The organism is Streptomyces sp. ITFR-16 (assembly GCF_031844705.1).
Lineage (GTDB): Bacteria > Actinomycetota > Actinomycetes > Streptomycetales > Streptomycetaceae > Streptomyces.
The window spans coordinates 4,359,574-4,374,453 of record NZ_CP134609.1 but is presented as its reverse complement, the minus strand read 5'-3'; the positions used below and the strand labels follow the sequence as shown (position 1 = coordinate 4,374,453).

Annotated in this window: 15 protein-coding genes; 3 read left to right on the top strand and 12 right to left on the bottom strand. The window is 72.0% G+C overall.

What is annotated here, in order from left to right; genetic code table 11:
* Positions 1–28: 28 nt before the first annotated feature.
* Both RLT58_RS19350 and RLT58_RS19345 read right to left on the bottom strand, forming a co-directional pair.
* Positions 29–418, bottom strand: a complete 390-nt coding sequence (locus tag RLT58_RS19350) for a nuclear transport factor 2 family protein (RefSeq protein WP_311311631.1) — start codon at positions 416–418, stop codon at positions 29–31.
* Positions 419–510: 92 nt separating this feature from the next.
* Complete coding sequence (locus tag RLT58_RS19345) at positions 511–1,347, bottom strand: class I SAM-dependent methyltransferase (RefSeq protein ID WP_311311630.1); 837 nt, start codon at positions 1,345–1,347, stop codon at positions 511–513.
* A 70-nt stretch (positions 1,348–1,417) separates the two neighbouring features.
* Between RLT58_RS19345 and RLT58_RS19340 the strand changes: the two genes are divergently transcribed.
* A complete protein-coding gene (locus tag RLT58_RS19340) occupies positions 1,418–3,286 on the top strand; it encodes a S9 family peptidase (protein ID WP_311311629.1) in 1,869 nt (622 codons plus the stop codon).
* A gap of 72 nt (positions 3,287–3,358) precedes the next feature.
* On the top strand, positions 3,359–4,204 hold the full coding sequence (locus RLT58_RS19335) for an SURF1 family protein (protein WP_311311628.1): 846 nt from the start codon (positions 3,359–3,361) through the stop codon (positions 4,202–4,204).
* A 19-nt stretch (positions 4,205–4,223) separates the two neighbouring features.
* On the opposite strand, the gene RLT58_RS19330 is transcribed toward RLT58_RS19335, so the two are convergent.
* From RLT58_RS19330 to RLT58_RS19300, 7 genes are all read right to left on the bottom strand, one after another.
* Positions 4,224–5,366: a hypothetical protein gene (locus tag RLT58_RS19330; RefSeq protein ID WP_311311627.1), complete on the bottom strand. Its 1,143-nt coding sequence runs from the start codon at positions 5,364–5,366 to the stop codon at positions 4,224–4,226.
* Positions 5,363–5,938, bottom strand: a complete 576-nt coding sequence (locus tag RLT58_RS19325) for a SigE family RNA polymerase sigma factor (protein ID WP_311314570.1) — start codon at positions 5,936–5,938, stop codon at positions 5,363–5,365. The genes RLT58_RS19330 and RLT58_RS19325 overlap by 4 nt, the downstream gene beginning before the upstream one ends.
* Before the next feature lie 359 nt (positions 5,939–6,297).
* On the bottom strand, positions 6,298–7,362 hold the full coding sequence (locus tag RLT58_RS19320; protein WP_311311626.1) for an aspartate-semialdehyde dehydrogenase: 1,065 nt from the start codon (positions 7,360–7,362) through the stop codon (positions 6,298–6,300).
* The gene (locus tag RLT58_RS19315) at positions 7,359–8,630 is read right to left on the bottom strand and encodes an aspartate kinase (protein ID WP_311311625.1); all 1,272 of its coding nucleotides are present in this window, start codon (positions 8,628–8,630) and stop codon (positions 7,359–7,361) included. Before RLT58_RS19315 ends, RLT58_RS19320 begins: the two co-directional genes overlap by 4 nt.
* Positions 8,631–8,854: 224 nt before the next feature.
* A complete protein-coding gene (locus tag RLT58_RS19310; protein ID WP_311311624.1) occupies positions 8,855–9,514 on the bottom strand; it encodes a DUF5063 domain-containing protein in 660 nt (219 codons plus the stop codon).
* Positions 9,515–9,645: 131 nt separating this feature from the next.
* Positions 9,646–10,245 (bottom strand): recombination mediator RecR, encoded by a 600-nt coding sequence (gene recR / locus RLT58_RS19305; RefSeq protein WP_266780167.1) that lies wholly within the window; start codon positions 10,243–10,245, stop codon positions 9,646–9,648.
* Positions 10,246–10,324: 79 nt separating this feature from the next.
* The gene (locus tag RLT58_RS19300; RefSeq protein ID WP_311314569.1) at positions 10,325–10,660 is read right to left on the bottom strand and encodes a YbaB/EbfC family nucleoid-associated protein; all 336 of its coding nucleotides are present in this window, start codon (positions 10,658–10,660) and stop codon (positions 10,325–10,327) included.
* 396 nt (positions 10,661–11,056) lie between these two features.
* Here RLT58_RS19300 and RLT58_RS19295 point away from each other — a divergent pair, with 396 nt between their 5' ends.
* Positions 11,057–11,845, top strand: a complete 789-nt coding sequence (locus tag RLT58_RS19295) for an SLATT domain-containing protein (protein WP_311314568.1) — start codon at positions 11,057–11,059, stop codon at positions 11,843–11,845.
* A 30-nt stretch (positions 11,846–11,875) separates the two neighbouring features.
* Here the strand turns inward: RLT58_RS19295 and RLT58_RS19290 are convergent, their stop codons facing one another.
* The 3 genes from RLT58_RS19290 to RLT58_RS19280 all read right to left on the bottom strand — a co-directional run bounded on the left by RLT58_RS19290 (position 11,876) and on the right by RLT58_RS19280 (position 14,784).
* Complete coding sequence (locus RLT58_RS19290) at positions 11,876–12,526, bottom strand: putative DNA-mimic protein (protein WP_311311623.1); 651 nt, start codon at positions 12,524–12,526, stop codon at positions 11,876–11,878.
* Between the two features lie 108 nt (positions 12,527–12,634).
* Positions 12,635–13,354 (bottom strand): GntR family transcriptional regulator, encoded by a 720-nt coding sequence (locus RLT58_RS19285; RefSeq protein WP_311311622.1) that lies wholly within the window; start codon positions 13,352–13,354, stop codon positions 12,635–12,637.
* 68 nt (positions 13,355–13,422) lie between these two features.
* Entirely contained in the window at positions 13,423–14,784 is a 1,362-nt protein-coding gene (locus tag RLT58_RS19280; protein WP_311311621.1) for an aspartate aminotransferase family protein, read from the bottom strand.
* Positions 14,785–14,880: the final 96 nt, after the last annotated feature.

Genomic DNA, 14,880 nt, shown 5'->3' with positions numbered 1-14,880 from the left:
CTCCTGGGCGTCGCCGCGCCGGCCGTCCTCAGTACCGCTCGACCAGGTGCTCCCGGCCGGCCGGGGGCTCGTACGGCTCGGGCCAGAAGTCGGTTATCGCGCTGATCAGCCCCTGCGCGTCGAACGTGAAGAAGTGCACCGCGGGCAGCTCCTGGTCGCCGGTCGTGAACAGCGTCCGGACGGCGGCCTGCCGCCCGTCCGGATCGGCCACGACCCGCTCGACGCGCACCCGCCAGTCCCCCGGATACTCCCGGTTGAACGTCAGATACCGCTCCTTGCCGCGGATGCGCTCGCGGGTCTGCGGCAGGTCGTACACCACCTCGTCGGCGAGGGTCGTCGCGAAGGTGGCCCAGTCGCGGTGGTCGGCCGCGGTCCAGTAGCGCTCGACCGCGATTCTCGGATCGGCATGCGTGGTCATGGGTCCGAGTCTGGACCCCGCCACTGACAATCGCCCCGGCACCCGCCCCGGCCTGCGACGACGCCCCGGCACACCGCCTGACCGGACTCCGGCTAACGGGACTCCGGCCGGGTCGCCTTGAGCGAGTACATCAGCGGGATGCGCGGCCGGTCCGCCGGGAAGCGGAAGAAGCCGTCCGCCCGGCGCTCCAGCACCGGGAAGCGGGCGAAGAGCGAGGCGTCGTGCTCGTGCAGGAACTCGATCCGCAGACCGGCCGCAGCCAGCGCGGAGACCACGCTGCCCACCGGGTGCTGCCACTCGACGCTGCGGTTGTGGACGGTCGGCGCGTCGAAGTCCGCGTACGTGCCCGGCGTCTCGTCCACCCACGCGTCGCGGCTGAAGTAGTCGTGCACGATCCGCGAACCCGTCGCGTCGTCGAGGCAGTCGGTGAGCGGGTGGAACTCCGCCAGGTAGAGGAAGCCCCCGGGCGCGACCAGCGAGGCCGCGGTCTCGGCCCAGCGGTCGATGTCGGGCAGCCAGTTCAGCGCGCCGACGCCGGTGTAGACGATGTCGTACGAGGAGTCCGGGACCGTCTGCGCCGCGTCGTAGACGTCCCCGGCGACGAAGGCCGCCCGGTCGGGGCCGAATCCCAGGTCGTGGGCGAGCGACCGGGCGGTCTCGACGGCGGGCTCGGAGAAGTCGAGGCCGACGACCTGGGCGGCGCCGTGCCGGGCCCAGGACAGGGTGTCGAGACCGATGTGGCACTGGAGGTGCAGCAGCGACCGCCCCTTCACGTCACCGACCTCGGCCAGCTCGAAGGGCCGCAGCGGGTCCTTGCCCGCGCGGAAGGAGTCGAGGTCGTAGAAATCGCTGCCTGCGTGAATGGGCACACGTTCATCCCACATCGCGCGGTTGGCATCGCGCCAGTCGGCGGGTATCGGAGCAGGCATGTCAGCGAGGTTATCCACAGGCTGCGGACGAAGCGAACGGTTTGCCGGCCGTCCGGCGCAGAATGGGGGCATGACTGAGACCACTGGTGCGACGCCCGGTTCAACACCCGGATCGCCGGCCGATCCTGCGGCCGATTCCGTCCCGGATTGGGAGCGACGGTTCCGCGCTCCCCGGGTGTCGCTGCCCGACTGGGCGGAGGACGCCCCCGACCGCTCGCTGTTCGTGTCCAACGCGACGGGGACCTACGAGCTGTACGCCTGGGACCGGGCGACGGGGAAGCAGCGCCAGGTCACCGACCGGCCGAACGGGACGACGGACGGGGTGCTGACGCCGGACGGCGAGGCCGTGTGGTGGTTCAGCGACACCGACGGCGACGAGTTCGGGGTGTGGATGCGCCAGCCGTTCCACGGCGGCGCGGACCCGGCGGACGAGCCCGCGGCCCCCGGGCTCGAACCCTCCTATCCGGCCGGACTCGCGATCGGCCGGGACGGCACGGCGGTGATCGGCCGTTCGACGGACGAGGACGGCACGACGGTCCATGTCGTGCGGCCCGGCGAGGCGCCCGTGGAGATCTACCGCCACCGCGAGTCGGCCGGGGTCGGCGACCTGTCCCACGACGGGACGCTGATCGCGCTGGAGCACACGGAGCACGGCGACGCGATGCACTCCGCGCTCCGGGTGGTGCGGCCCGACGGCACCGCGGTCGCGGAGCTGGACGACACCGAGGGGGGCACGAAGGAGCTGGGGCTCGCCGTCCTCGGCTTCGCGCCGGTGGCCGGGGACTCCCGGCTGCTGGTCGGGCACCAGCGGCGCGGCCGGTGGGAGCCGATGATCTGGGACCCGGTGGCGGGCACCGAGACCGACCTCGCCATCGACCTGCCGGGCGACGTGGGCGCCGAGTGGTATCCGGACGGCTCCGCGCTGCTGGTCGAGCACGGCTTCGAGGCCCGCAGCGAGCTGTGGCGGTACGAGCCGGCGGCGGCCGGCGGAGCCCTGGTGCGGGTGGAGACACCCGCAGGTTCGGTCTCGGGCGCCACGGCCCGGCCGGACGGCACGGTGGAGTACCTCTGGTCGTCGGCCGCCGAGCCGCCCGTCGTCCGCTCCACGACCGGTGCGGTGGTGCTCGACCCGCCGGGCGCGAAGGCCCCGGTGTCGGTCCCGGTCGAGGACGTGTGGGTGGAGGGGCCGGGCGGCCGTGTCCACGCACTCGTCCAGCGCCCCGCCGCCCCGGCCGACGGCCCCTTCCCGACCGTCTTCGAGATCCACGGCGGCCCCACCTGGCACGACAGCGACGCCTTCGCGGCCGGACCCGCCGCCTGGGTGGACCACGGCTACGCGGTCGTGAGGGTCAACTACCGCGGCTCGACCGGCTACGGGCGGGCCTGGACGGACGCGCTCAAGCACCGGGTCGGGCTGATCGAGCTGGAGGACATCGCGGCGGTGCGGGAGTGGGCCGTGAAGTCCGGCCTCGCGGACCCGGAGAAGCTGGTGCTCGCCGGCGGCTCCTGGGGCGGCTATCTCACCCTGCTCGGCCTCGGCACCCAGCCCGGTGACTGGGCCCTCGGCCTGGCCGCCGTCCCCGTCGCGGACTACGTCACGGCGTACCACGACGAGATGGAGGCCCTCAAGGCGATGGACCGCACCCTGCTGGGCGGGACCCCGGAGGAGGTGCCCGAGCGGTTCGAGGCCTCGTCGCCCCTGACCTACGTGGACGCCGTGCGGGCGCCGGTCTACATCTCGGCCGGCGTCAACGACCCCCGCTGCCCGATCCGACAGGTGGAGAACTACGTGGACCGGCTGAAGGCCCGCGACGCCGTGCACGAGGTCTACCGGTACGACGCGGGTCACGGCTCGCTCGTCGTGGAGGAGCGGATCAAGCAGGTCCGGCTGGAGCTGGACTTCGCCCGGCGCCATCTGGGAGCGGACGCGCCGGCGTAGGGCCCGGATAAAGGGCGGCTTTCCGGGTGCCCCCGCTCCGGCCGGGCGGAGCGGGGACCGTACCGTGGAGGGGTGTACCGGTTCCTGCTGACCCCGCGCTGGTGGGGGATCAACCTCTTCGTCGTACTGGCCATCCCGTTCTGCGTGTTCATGGGCACCTGGCAGCTCGGCCGCTTCGAGGACCGCGTGCAGTCGCACGAGGCCGCCGAGAAGCAGCCCGCGCCGGGCACGCTGGCGGCCGAGCCGCTCGACGAGCTGCTGCCCGTGGACACGGTGACCTCCGGCCGCCCGGCCACCGCGAGCGGCAGGTACGCGGACCAGTTCCTGGTGCCCGGCCGCGAGCTGGACGACAAGACCGGCTTCTACGTCCTCGGCATGCTGCGCACCGACAGCGGCAAGGCCCTGCCGGTGGTGCGCGGCTGGCTGCCGGGGAAGGCCGGGCACACCCCCGTGCCCGCCGCGCCGACGGGCCGGGTCACGGTGACCGGCGACCTCCAGGCCTCGGAGAACGCGGGAACCGCCGGGGCCGACACGGCGGGCGGGCTGCCCGCCGGCCAGGTGGGCATGATCAGCGCCGCGTCGCTGGTCAACCTCGTGCCGTACGACGTCTACGACGCCTGGGTGACGCTCCGCAAGAGCGACACGGCGGCGGCCTCAGGTGCAGGCGCCGAGGCCTCCGGTGGCGCCGCCCTGCGCCCCGTGCCCGCCGCCGCGCCGCAGGGCAGCGGGCTCGACCTGAAGGCGTTCCAGAACCTCGGCTACACGGGCGAGTGGTTCGTCTTCGCCGCGTTCGTGGTCTTCATGTGGTTCCGGCTGATCCGCCGCGAGGCCGAGGCCGCCCGGGACGTGGCGCTGGGCCTGGTCCCCGACGCCCCCGACAAGCACGCCCCCGACGAGCACGTCCCGGCGCGCACCTGACCCGGCAGGCCGCGCCGCCCTACGAGGTGGGTTCGAGGACGCCCGTGCGGTAGATGGTGCCCGCGCAGGCGTTGGAGATCTTCGTCGCGGCGACCGGCGCCCCCGGCTCCGGCGTGTGCTGGACGGAGATGCTGCCCTGGGCCGCCCCGTCCGAGGTGCCGAGCTGCGGCTCCGTACCCGCCTCGCTGTCGCCCGTACCGCCCGTGTTGGAACCGGCCGCGGCCCCGGTGGTGCTGCCCGTGGTGCCGTCCGTCGGCGTCGGGGAGGGGGAACCGCCGGTCGACGGACAGGTGTCCTTGGGTACCCAGGCGAACTGCACCTCGTAGACCATGTCCGGCTTCAGCAGGACCGTGGCCTCCTCCGTGGCGGGATCGGGCAGTCCGGACGCCGGGTCACCCTCGGTGTGCCGGACGACCACGATCTTGTCCGGGTCGGCCGCGCCCATCGCCTCGAAGCCCACCGTGCCGCTGCTGCTCACCGAGCAGTCCGTGCTGGACACGTTGGCGATGCGGAAGGTCCCGTACACCGTGCCGTCCGCACCGGCGGCGCCGGTCGTGGCCGACTCGACGCCGAGCTGGGCGGGGTCGCACGCGGGCATGGCGATCTCCGCGCTGATCGCCGGGTCGGCGGACGCGCCGGTCGCGTCGCCCTCCGTGCCCGTGCCGCTGCTGTCGGAGGGGCTGGCGCTGGTCTGCGGGAGCCCCTGGCCGGCGGTCTGCTGCCCGTCGCCGCCGCTGCCGCCGCTCCCGTTGCCCGAATCGGCGCCGGGCTCGTCGCCGTTGCCGCCCTGCGCCTGTTCGCCGTGGCCGGCGATGGCGGGGCTGGCGGTGCTCGAACCCTCCGAGTTGGCGACATGGACGAAGGCGGGGACCGCGGTGCCGATGAGCAGGGCCGCGGCGGCCGCGCCCACGAGGGCCTGGCGGCGCCGGGCGCGCCGGGCGGGCACCGCGCGGTACAGCTGGTCGAGGCTGCCCTCGCTGGGTTCGAGGCCCTGGACGGCGCCCCGCATCATCCGGCGCAGCGCGTCCTCGTCCACCGACGCACCGTCGAGGGAGTCCGCGCTCGTGCCGAACAGGTCCATGTGCGGGGTGTTCTCCGGCCCGTGGTTCACAGTTCCGTTTCCCTGGTCGTGTCCGTGGTCGTGGTCGTCGCGCCGGCTCATGCCTGCGCCTCCATCACTACGCGCAGCGCCGCGATGCCGCGGGAACCGTACGCCTTCACCGAACCCAGGGATATGCCCAGCGTCTCGGCGACCTGTGCCTCGGTCATGTCCGCGAAGTAGCGCAGCACCAGCACCTCGCGCTGGCGCCTCTGGAGCCCCCGCATGGCCTTGATCAGCGCGTCCCGCTCCAGCTGGTCGTACGCGCCCTCCTCCGCGCTCGCCATGTCCGGCATGGGCTTGGAGAGCAGCTTCAGCCCGAGGATGCGCCGGCGCAGGGCGGAGCGGGAGAGGTTGACGACGGTCTGGCGCAGATAGGCGAGCGTCTTCTCGGGCTCGCGCACCCGGTTGCGTGCCGAGTGGACGCGGATGAACGCCTCCTGCACGACGTCCTCGCAGGACGCCGTGTCGTCCAGCAGCAGGGCCGCGAGGCCGAGCAGCGAACGGTAGTGGGCGCGGTAGGTCTCGGTGAGATGGTCGACGGTGGTTCCGGCTGCCACGCTCTCCTCAGCGCCCCCGCGCTGGGACGGCAGCCCTGTCTGGCGTGCAGCGGGCATGGGCGCGATCACCGGCATGCCGCCGGACGCGCGGGGCCGTCTGAGCGGTCGCACCGAAGCGCCGCGCAAGGGGCCCACCACTGTGATATCGAGAACCTCTGCCACGCCAGTTGGACACGTTTCCCCCCATCAGGGTTGTACGCATCCGGCACCGCGTTTGAGTCCATGCGATATGCCTGCATACGTACCCGCTCTTCCCCGAATGCCCCGAACATGCGCCCCGCCGCGCAAGAAGTGACCGCTTAGACGCCTGCCGCCCGCCCGGCGGTTGCGACAGACCGAAAGGTCATCGTCGGACACCGTGACGTCCCAGCTCAAGAGGTTCAGACCAGCAACTTGCTCACAGGGTGTTCACAGAGCACACAAATCAGGTTCGATCAGGACCGGGGGATCTCGGCCGCGACCGATTCGGCGATCTGTGCCACATTGAGCGCCGCTCCCTTGCGGAGATTGTCGCCGCAGACGAAGAGTTCCAGCGCCCTCGGGTCGTCCAGCGCGCGCCGGACGCGGCCGACCCAGGTCGGATCCGTGCCCACGACGTCGGACGGGGTCGGGAAGTCCCCGGCGCCCGGGCTGTCGTACAGCACCACGCCGGGCGCGGTCGCCAGGATCTCGTGGGCCCGGTCGACCGCGACCTCGTTCTCGAAGCGGGCGTGCACGGACATCGAGTGGGTGGCGATCACGGGTACGTAGACGCAGGTCGCGGAGACCCGCAGGCCGGGCAGGTCGAGGATCTTGCGGCACTCCTCGCGGATCGCCAGTTCCTCGGACGACCAGCCGTCGCCGGCGTCCGTCCCGGCCCACGGCACGACGTTCAGGGCGACCGGGGCGGCGAACGGGCCGCCGTCGGTGTCCCCCACCACGCGGCGCACGTCGCCCGGCTTCGTACCGAGCTCGGTGCCGGCCACCATCGACAGCTGCTCGCGCAGCGCGGCGACGCCGTCGCGGCCGGCGCCGCTCACGGCCTGGTAGGACGAGACGACCAGCTCCCGCAGCCCGAACTCGGCGTGCAGGGCGCCGACCGCGACGATCAGCGACAGCGTGGTGCAGTTCGGGCTCGCGACGATGCCGCGCGGTCTGATCCGTACGGCATGGGGGTTGATCTCGGGCACGACCAGCGGGACGTCGCCGTCCCGGCGGAAGGCGTCGGAGTCGTCGATGACGACGGCGCCCTTGGACGCGGCGAGCGGCGCCCAGCGCGCGGAGACCTCGTCGGGCACCAGGAAGAGCGCCACGTCGACGCCGTCGAAGACGTCCTCGGTGAGTTCGAGGACCTCGCTCTCCTCGCCGCGCACGACCAGCTTGCGGCCGGCCGAGCGCGGCGAGGCGATCAGTCTCACCTCGCCCCAGACATCCGCGTGCTGGGAGAGGATCTGGAGCATGACGCCACCGATCGCCCCGGTCGCGCCGACGACCGCGAGCGAAGGGCGGCGTGCGGTCATCGGCCGGTGCCCCCGTACACGACTGCCTCGTCGGAGTCGCTGTCGAGGCCGAAGGCGGTGTGCACGGCGCGCACGGCCTCGATGACGTCGTCCGCGCGGGTGACCACCGAGATGCGGATCTCGGACGTCGAGATCAGCTCGATGTTCACACCCGCGTCGGAGAGCGCCTCGAAGAAGCCGGCGGTGACCCCGGGGTTGGTCTTCATACCCGCGCCGACCAGGGAGATCTTGGCGATCTGGTCGTCGTAGCGCAGCGACTCGAAGCCGATCGCGCCGCGGTTGCGCTCCAGCGCGTCGATGGCCTTGCGGCCCTCGGACTTCGGGAGCGTGAACGAGATGTCGGTCAGACCGGTCGACGCGGCGGAGACGTTCTGCACCACCATGTCGATGTTGACCTCGGCGTTCGCGATCGTACGGAAGATCGCGGCGGCCTCGCCCGGCTTGTCGGGCACGCCGACGACGGTGACCTTGGCCTCGGAGACGTCATGGGCGACTCCGGAGATGATCGCGTGCTCCACCTGCTGGTCCCCTTGCGGCTCGTTGCTGACCCAGGTCCCGCGCAGTCCGGAGAAGGACGAGCGGACGTGGATCGGGATGTTGTAACGGCGTGCGTACTCGACGCACCGGTGCAGCAGCACCTTGGAGCCGGACGCGGCCAGCTCCAGCATGTCCTCGAAGGAGATCCAGTCGATCTTCCGGGCCTTCTTCACGACCCTCGGGTCGGCGGTGAAGACACCGTCCACATCGGTGTAGATCTCACAGACCTCGGCGTCCAGCGCGGCCGCGAGCGCGACGGCGGTGGTGTCGGACCCGCCCCGGCCGAGGGTGGTGATGTCCTTCTTGTCCTGGGACACACCCTGGAACCCCGCGACGATCGCGATGTTCCCCTCGTCCAGCGCCGTACGGATACGGCCCGGCGTCACATCGATGATGCGCGCTTTGTTGTGGACCGAGTCGGTGATGACGCCTGCCTGGCTGCCGGTGAACGACTGGGCCTCGTGGCCCAGGTTCTTGATCGCCATGGCCAGCAGCGCCATGGAGATCCGCTCTCCCGCGGTCAGCAGCATGTCGAACTCACGCCCGGCCGGTATCGGGGATACCTGCTCGGCGAGATCGATCAGCTCGTCCGTCGTGTCGCCCATCGCTGACACCACGACAACCACCTGGTTGCCGTTCTTCTTGGCATCGACGATTCGCTTGGCGACGCGCTTGATGCCCTCGGCATCGGCTACGGAGGAGCCTCCGTACTTCTGCACGACAAGGCCCACGTGCGCTCCTCGCTCAATCCATTACTGCGGTCGGCTCAGTTTAACGAGCAGCCCGGAAACGCCTCGCCGATACCACATGCTGAGATGTCCCGCTCACCACGTGATCATCGACGAGCCGCTCCGAACTGCTCGTGAACCGCTGCTGCCCGCCGAACGCGCCCACACTCCCGTTTGTGTCCCAGCCCACACGAGGAGGGCCGGGCTCGGGGCCGGCGTCGGTGCGCCTACCTGACCGGCCGCACGCCCAGCGGACCCGCGATCTCCTCCGCCATCACGCGGCCCGCTTCCTCGGCGAGGTCGTCGTCGCCGGCGTCCTGGTCGGTGTCCAGGCCGTCGAGCTCCTGGAGCGGCTGGTTCAGCCGGATGTGGGCGATCAGGGACTGCAGGGCGCGCAGGGTGGCGGACGCGGTCGAGCCCCAGTTGGAGAAGTAGGAGAACTGCCACCACCACAGGGCCTCGGTGGTGCGGTCCTCCTCGTAGTGGGCCAGGCCGTGGCGCAGGTCCGTGACCAGGTCGGCGAGGTCGTCGGAGATGCGCGCGGGGACCGGGGCCTTGCGGGGCTCGTACGGGTCGAAGACCTCGGAGTAGACGTCGATCGGCTCCAGCAGCGCCGCGAAGCGCTCGCGCAGGCCGTCGGCGTCCGGCTCGGGGCCCAGGTCCGGTTCGTAGCGCTCGTCGGGGAGGATGTCCTCGTAGGCGCCGAGCCGGCCGCCGGCCAGCAGCAGCTGGGAGACCTGGAGCAGCAGGACGGGGACGGCCTCCTCCGGCTCCTCGACCTTGGACACCTCGGTGACCGCGACGATGAACGTCTTGATCTGGTCCGCGATCTGGACCGCGAAGTCGTCGGGGTCCTGCGTGACGGTGTTCAGCGTGGCGTCAGACATCGAGGAGACCTCCCGTGTGCACGGTCGGAGACGGTGAGTAGAACATAGCGTCGCTGAACATAAAGCCGCCGTGAGACCCCGGAAGTGGAACCGGAAGAGGCGCCGGGAGAGAGAGCCGGACCCGCTGCGGATCAGACATCGAGCAGGCGCCTCCCCTCGAAGGCGCGGCCGAGCGTGACCTCGTCCGCGTACTCCAGGTCGCCGCCCACCGGCAGGCCGCTGGCGAGGCGGGTGACGCGCAGGCCCATCGGCTTCACCATCCGCGCGAGGTACGTCGCGGTGGCCTCGCCCTCCAGGTTGGGGTCGGTCGCCAGGATCAGCTCGGTGATGGAGCCGTCGGCGAGGCGGGCCAGCAGCTCGCGGATGCGCAGATCGTCCGGGCCGACGCCCTCGATGGGGCTGATCGCCCCGCCCAGGACGTGGTAACGGCCCCGGAACTCGCGCGTCCGCTCGATCGCGACGACGTCCTTCGGCTCCTCGACCACGCAGATGACCGTCCGGTCGCGGCGCGGGTCGCGGCAGATGCCGCACTCCTCCTGCTGGGCCACGTTGCCGCAGACCGCGCAGAAGCGGACCTTGTCCTTGACCTCCAGCAGGGCATGGGCGAGCCGGCGCACGTCCGTGGGCTCGGCCTGCAGGATGTGGAAGGCAATCCGCTGCGCGCTCTTGGGACCGACGCCGGGCAGCCTGCCCAGTTCGTCGATGAGGTCCTGAACCACGCCTTCGTACAACGGAACGCCTTTCGTGCCGGGCCGGCCGGATCGTGGTACGTACCGTAGGGCGTACGTACGGTCTTGGGTATGCGCGCGGTCAGAAGGGCAGACCGGGCATGCCGCCCAGGCCCTGGGTGAGCGGTCCCAGCTTCTGCTGCTGGAGCTGCTGCGCGTTCTCGTTCGCCGCCTGGACGGCTGCGACGACGAGGTCCGCGAGCGTCTCGGTGTCCTCCGGGTCCACCGCCTTCGGGTCGATCACCAGGGCGCGCAGCTCCCCCGAGCCGTTGACCGTCGCCTTGACCAGGCCGCCGCCCGCCTGGCCGTCCACCTCGGTCCTCGCCAGCTCCTCCTGGGCCTCGGCGAGGTCCTGCTGCATCTTCTGGGCCTGCTGCAGCAGCTGCTGCATATTGGGCTGACCACCACCGGGAATCACGGTCACTCCAGGCATTTCGACGACAAAAGTTTCGGTATGCCGAGCCTACGTGGTCCCCGCGCGGCGCGCCCCACCCGCCGGCGAGCAACTCTTTCGAGTGAGACCGGGTCAGCGGTGCCGGGACTCCTATACCTGACCAGAGGCCGTAGGCACCCGGGAATACCGCGATTTCGACCCCACGGCCCACCATTCGGCGGTAGGAAGGGCATGCGTCCCGGTACACCCACGCACCTCCTCCGTCACGCAAGGTTACGTACGGGGCACTGCCGGTTGCGTCCCGGGGCGTCGGACAGCCAGAGCACGGAAAGCAGAGTCCCGCCCATCGTCGAGTACGCGGTCGAGCAACACGCGTCGCTATGCAGCATGCAGAGGAGTACCCCGGTGAGTCAGCCGGAGATGCAGCCCGAAGTGCCGCCCCGCAACGAATCCGGTGCGCCGGGTCCGGCCGGTGCGGCCGCTCCTTCCGGTAAGGGCTCCGGCGCCGCGGGCCGTGACGGGCGGGGCCGGGACCTGACCGGGACGCCCTTCCCGCTCGGCGACTGGGGCGAGCCCGCCCAGCGGCTCGACGAGCTGTACCGCTGGGTCGAGGCGGACGCGCTGCGCACCGCCGACTGGTATCTGAACGACCGGGTGTGGAAGCGGCTCGGGGCCCGGGTGCTGCGGATCGGGACCGCGGTCGGCGCGGTCGCGGGCGCCGCGCTGCCGCTGCTCGATCTGACGGGCGCGCTGCACGGCGCGGCCGGCTGGGGGTATCTCTCGCTGCTGCTGGGCGCCGCGTGCATGGCGTGCGACCGGTACTTCGGTCTGACCTCGGGCTGGATAAGGAATCTCGCCACGGCCCAGGCGGTGCAGCGGCGGCTCCAGGTGCTCCAGTTCGACTGGGCCTCGGAGTGCGTGCGCGAGGTGCTCGGCCCGGCCGAGGGGACGGCGAGCGAGGCGGCCGAGCGGTGTCTGGGGGTGCTGCGGCGCTTCTCGGAGGACATCACCGAGCTCGTACGGTCGGAGACCGCGGACTGGATGGTGGAGTTCCGGGCCGGGCCCGCGCCGATGGGGATGCAGGCGCTGGTCTCCGGCGGTTCGGGCGGCGGGCGCCCCGAGCCCGGGGCGGTGCCGGGGCGGTTCCCGCTGCAGTCGATGGGCCGGCCGAACATGCCGCGGCAGCGGCCCCCGGAGTCCCCGCGGTGACCTGCCGCGGGCGGGGGCGCCGGGCCGGCGTCAGCTGAAGATGATCATTGAGCCCTGGGCGAGGCTGCGGGTGACCGCGGCGTGCAGGCCGAGCCAGACGTGGCGCTCCCGGGCGAACGGGTTGTCGTCGTAGGGGATCGGGCTCGCCGGCTCCTCCAGCGAGGTGGGCGCGGCGGGCGGCAGCGGGGCGGCCGGCGGGTTGGCCGGGTCGATGCCGATGGACGGGGCGACGAACTCCAGCTCCCGCAGCAGTCCGTGCGCCGAGCCGAGCGGGCCGCCGCCCTCCAGGAGGTCGTCGGTGGCGAGCGGGTGCGGGAAGTCCAGGGGGACGTACGCGCCCGCGTGGTCGTAGTGCCAGACCAGATGGGACTGCCGGGCGGTCGGCTCGAACATCTCCAGCAGCTGTTCGTAGTCCCCGCCCAGGGCGTCGACCGGGGTGACGGCGAGACCGCTGAGCTGGAGCAGATAGGCGCGGCGCAGGAAGTGCAGCGCGTCGTAGTCGAAGCCCGCGACCGGGGCGACGTCGCCGGTCAGGCCCGGCATGTAGGCGTAGACGGGGACGGGCGGCAGGCCCGCCTCGCCCAGTGCCTTGTCGTAGACGGCTATCTCTTCGGCGAAGGGGTTGTCGGGGCTGTGGCACAGCACATCGACGAGGGGGACCAGCCACAGGTCACAGGCCACGAAGTCTCGCTCTCCAACGGGTTCGTGCGATGGTCGGGACAGCGTAATGCGGTCGGCCCGTCGCGGACAGTGCCCGGGGCGCGCCATCCGGCGCGGGCCCCCGCGCGGTCAGGCGTCCGGGGCTTCGGACGCGGCGGAATCCGCGTCCGCCAGCCGGTCCGCCCAGCTCAGCGCGTGGCGGTTGTAGTCGTCCAGCACCGCGCGCAGCGCCTCGCGGTCCCGGTGGGTGATCGCGGCGACGAGTTCGGCGTGCCCGTTCCAGAGCCAGTCCCGTACGTCGGCGTCGCCGCGCAGGTACGGCACGGCGAAGACCCACGCCTGGACGCGCAGCCGGTGGAGGAAGTCGCTGATGTAGCTGTTGCCGACGAGCCCGCCCAGTTCGCGCCAGAAGCGCAGGTCGTAGCCGATCAGTATGTCGAGGTCGCCGCCCCGGGCCGCGCGGGCGGCCTCGTCGGCCCGCCGGCGCACGGAGACGAGCGCGTCCCGGTAGGCCGCCTGCCGGGCGGGGGACGGGGAGGGGCCGCGGAAGACGTCCCGGACGACCCCGTCCATGACCAGGGTGCGGGCCTCCACCATCGCCCGGTAGTCCGCGACGGTGAACTCGTGGACCCGGAAGCCCCGGTGCTGGTCGGATTCGAGGAGGCCCTGCGCGGAGAGGTCGAAGAGGGCTTCGCGGACGGGCGTCGCGGAGACGCCGTACTGCTCGGCGATCTGCTTGACGGTGAACTCCCGGCCCGGCTGCAGCCGTCCGGCCAGCACCTCGTCACGCAGCGCGTCCGCGATCTGCTGCCGCAGCGTACTGCGGGTGACAGCTCCGCTCGCGCGCATGGCGCCCCTCCCCATCTCGGCCTCGGGTCACCTTAGACGAGGGGGGCGGAGAGGGGCGCGCCGCGCGGTTACACGGTGTGCTCGTCGGCCACCGAGAGCGCGGCGTCTAGGGCGGCCAGGCCCTCCTTGGCCTCGGCCTCTGTGACGTTGCAGGCGGGCACGGCGTGGGTGCGGTTCATGTTGACGAAGGGCCACAGGCCGTTCTTCTTCGCCGCCGCCGCGAACGCCGCCATCGGGGCGTTGGCCTCGCCCGTCGCGTTGTACGGGACCAGCGGCTCGCGGGTCTCCCTGTTGCGGACCAGGTCCAGTGCCCAGAAGGCGCCGAGGCCGCGGACCTCGCCGACCGACGGGTGGTTCTCGGCGAGCTCGCGCAGCCCGGGGCCGAGGACCGTCTCGCCGATGTGGGCGGCGTTCTCGATGACCTTCTCGTCCTCCATGACCCGGATGGTGGCGACGGCGGCGGCGCAGGCCAGCGGGTGACCGGAGTAGGTGAGTCCGCCCGGGTAGGGGCGGGTCTCGAAGGTCGCGGCGATCTCGGCGTTGATGGCGACGCCGCCGAGCGGTACGTAACCGGAGTTGACGCCCTTGGCGAAGGTCATCAGGTCCGGTGTGACGTCGAAGTGGTCGGCGGCGAACCACTTGCCGGTGCGCCCGAAGCCGGCCATGACCTCGTCGAGCACGAAGACGATCCCGTACCGGTCGCAGATCTCGCGGACCCCGGCGAGGTAGCCGGGCGGCGGCGTCATGATGCCGGCCGTGCCCGGGACGGTCTCCAGGATGATCGCGGCGATGGTCGAGGGGCCCTCGAAGGCGAGGGTGTCCTCCAGGTGCTGGAGCGCGCGGGCGCACTCCTCCGCCTCGGTCTCGGCGTAGAAGGGGGAGCGGTAGAGGAACGGCGCCCAGAACCGCACGACCCCGGCCGAGCCGTTGTCGGACGGCCAGCGGCGCGGGTCGCCGGTGAGGTTGATCGCGGTGGAGGTGGCACCGTGGTACGAGCGGTAGGCGGAGAGCACCTTCGTGCGGCCGGTGTGCAGCCGGGCCATCCGGACGGCGTTCTCGACGGCCTCGGCACCGCCGTTGGTGAAGAAGATCTTGTCCAGGGCGCCGGGGGTGCGCTCGGCGATGAGGCGTGCGGCCTCGGAGCGCGACTCGATGGCGAAGGCGGGCGCGAAGGTCGTCATCTTCGCCGCCTGCTCCTGGATCGCGGCGACGACGGCGGGGTGCTGGTAGCCGATGTTCGTGTAGACGAGGCCACTGGTGAAGTCGAGGTAGCGGTTGCCGTCGTAGTCCCAGAAGTACGCCCCCTCGGCGCCGGCGACGGCGAGCGGGTCGATCAGGCCCTGGGCGGACCAGGAGTGGAACACATGCGCACGGTCGGCGGCCTTCACGGCCGCCCCGGCGGCGGAGTCGACAGGGGGATGAGGGGTCATGCGGGGAGCGTAGGCGGCGGGAGGCGCCGCCCGGTATGGCCACCTTGTACGGCGTGGGCCGCCTGGTTCGGCAGGGTGTCGGGTCGGCACGGGACC

What these genes read in the sequence shown, in the direction of transcription:
- RLT58_RS19350 (WP_311311631.1), bottom strand. Translation starts at nt 418, where the DNA reads ATGACCACGCATGCCGATCCGAGAATCGCGGTCGAGCGCTACTGGACC.
- RLT58_RS19345 (WP_311311630.1), bottom strand. Translation starts at nt 1,347, where the DNA reads ATGCCTGCTCCGATACCCGCCGACTGGCGCGATGCCAACCGCGCGATG.
- RLT58_RS19340 (WP_311311629.1), top strand. Translation starts at nt 1,418, where the DNA reads ATGACTGAGACCACTGGTGCGACGCCCGGTTCAACACCCGGATCGCCG.
- RLT58_RS19330 (WP_311311627.1), bottom strand. Translation starts at nt 5,366, where the DNA reads ATGAGCCGGCGCGACGACCACGACCACGGACACGACCAGGGAAACGGA.
- RLT58_RS19325 (WP_311314570.1), bottom strand. Translation starts at nt 5,938, where the DNA reads ATGCCGGTGATCGCGCCCATGCCCGCTGCACGCCAGACAGGGCTGCCG.
- RLT58_RS19320 (WP_311311626.1), bottom strand. Translation starts at nt 7,362, where the DNA reads ATGACCGCACGCCGCCCTTCGCTCGCGGTCGTCGGCGCGACCGGGGCG.
- RLT58_RS19310 (WP_311311624.1), bottom strand. Translation starts at nt 9,514, where the DNA reads ATGTCTGACGCCACGCTGAACACCGTCACGCAGGACCCCGACGACTTC.
- RLT58_RS19295 (WP_311314568.1), top strand. Translation starts at nt 11,057, where the DNA reads ATGCAGCCCGAAGTGCCGCCCCGCAACGAATCCGGTGCGCCGGGTCCG.
- RLT58_RS19285 (WP_311311622.1), bottom strand. Translation starts at nt 13,354, where the DNA reads ATGCGCGCGAGCGGAGCTGTCACCCGCAGTACGCTGCGGCAGCAGATC.
- RLT58_RS19280 (WP_311311621.1), bottom strand. Translation starts at nt 14,784, where the DNA reads ATGACCCCTCATCCCCCTGTCGACTCCGCCGCCGGGGCGGCCGTGAAG.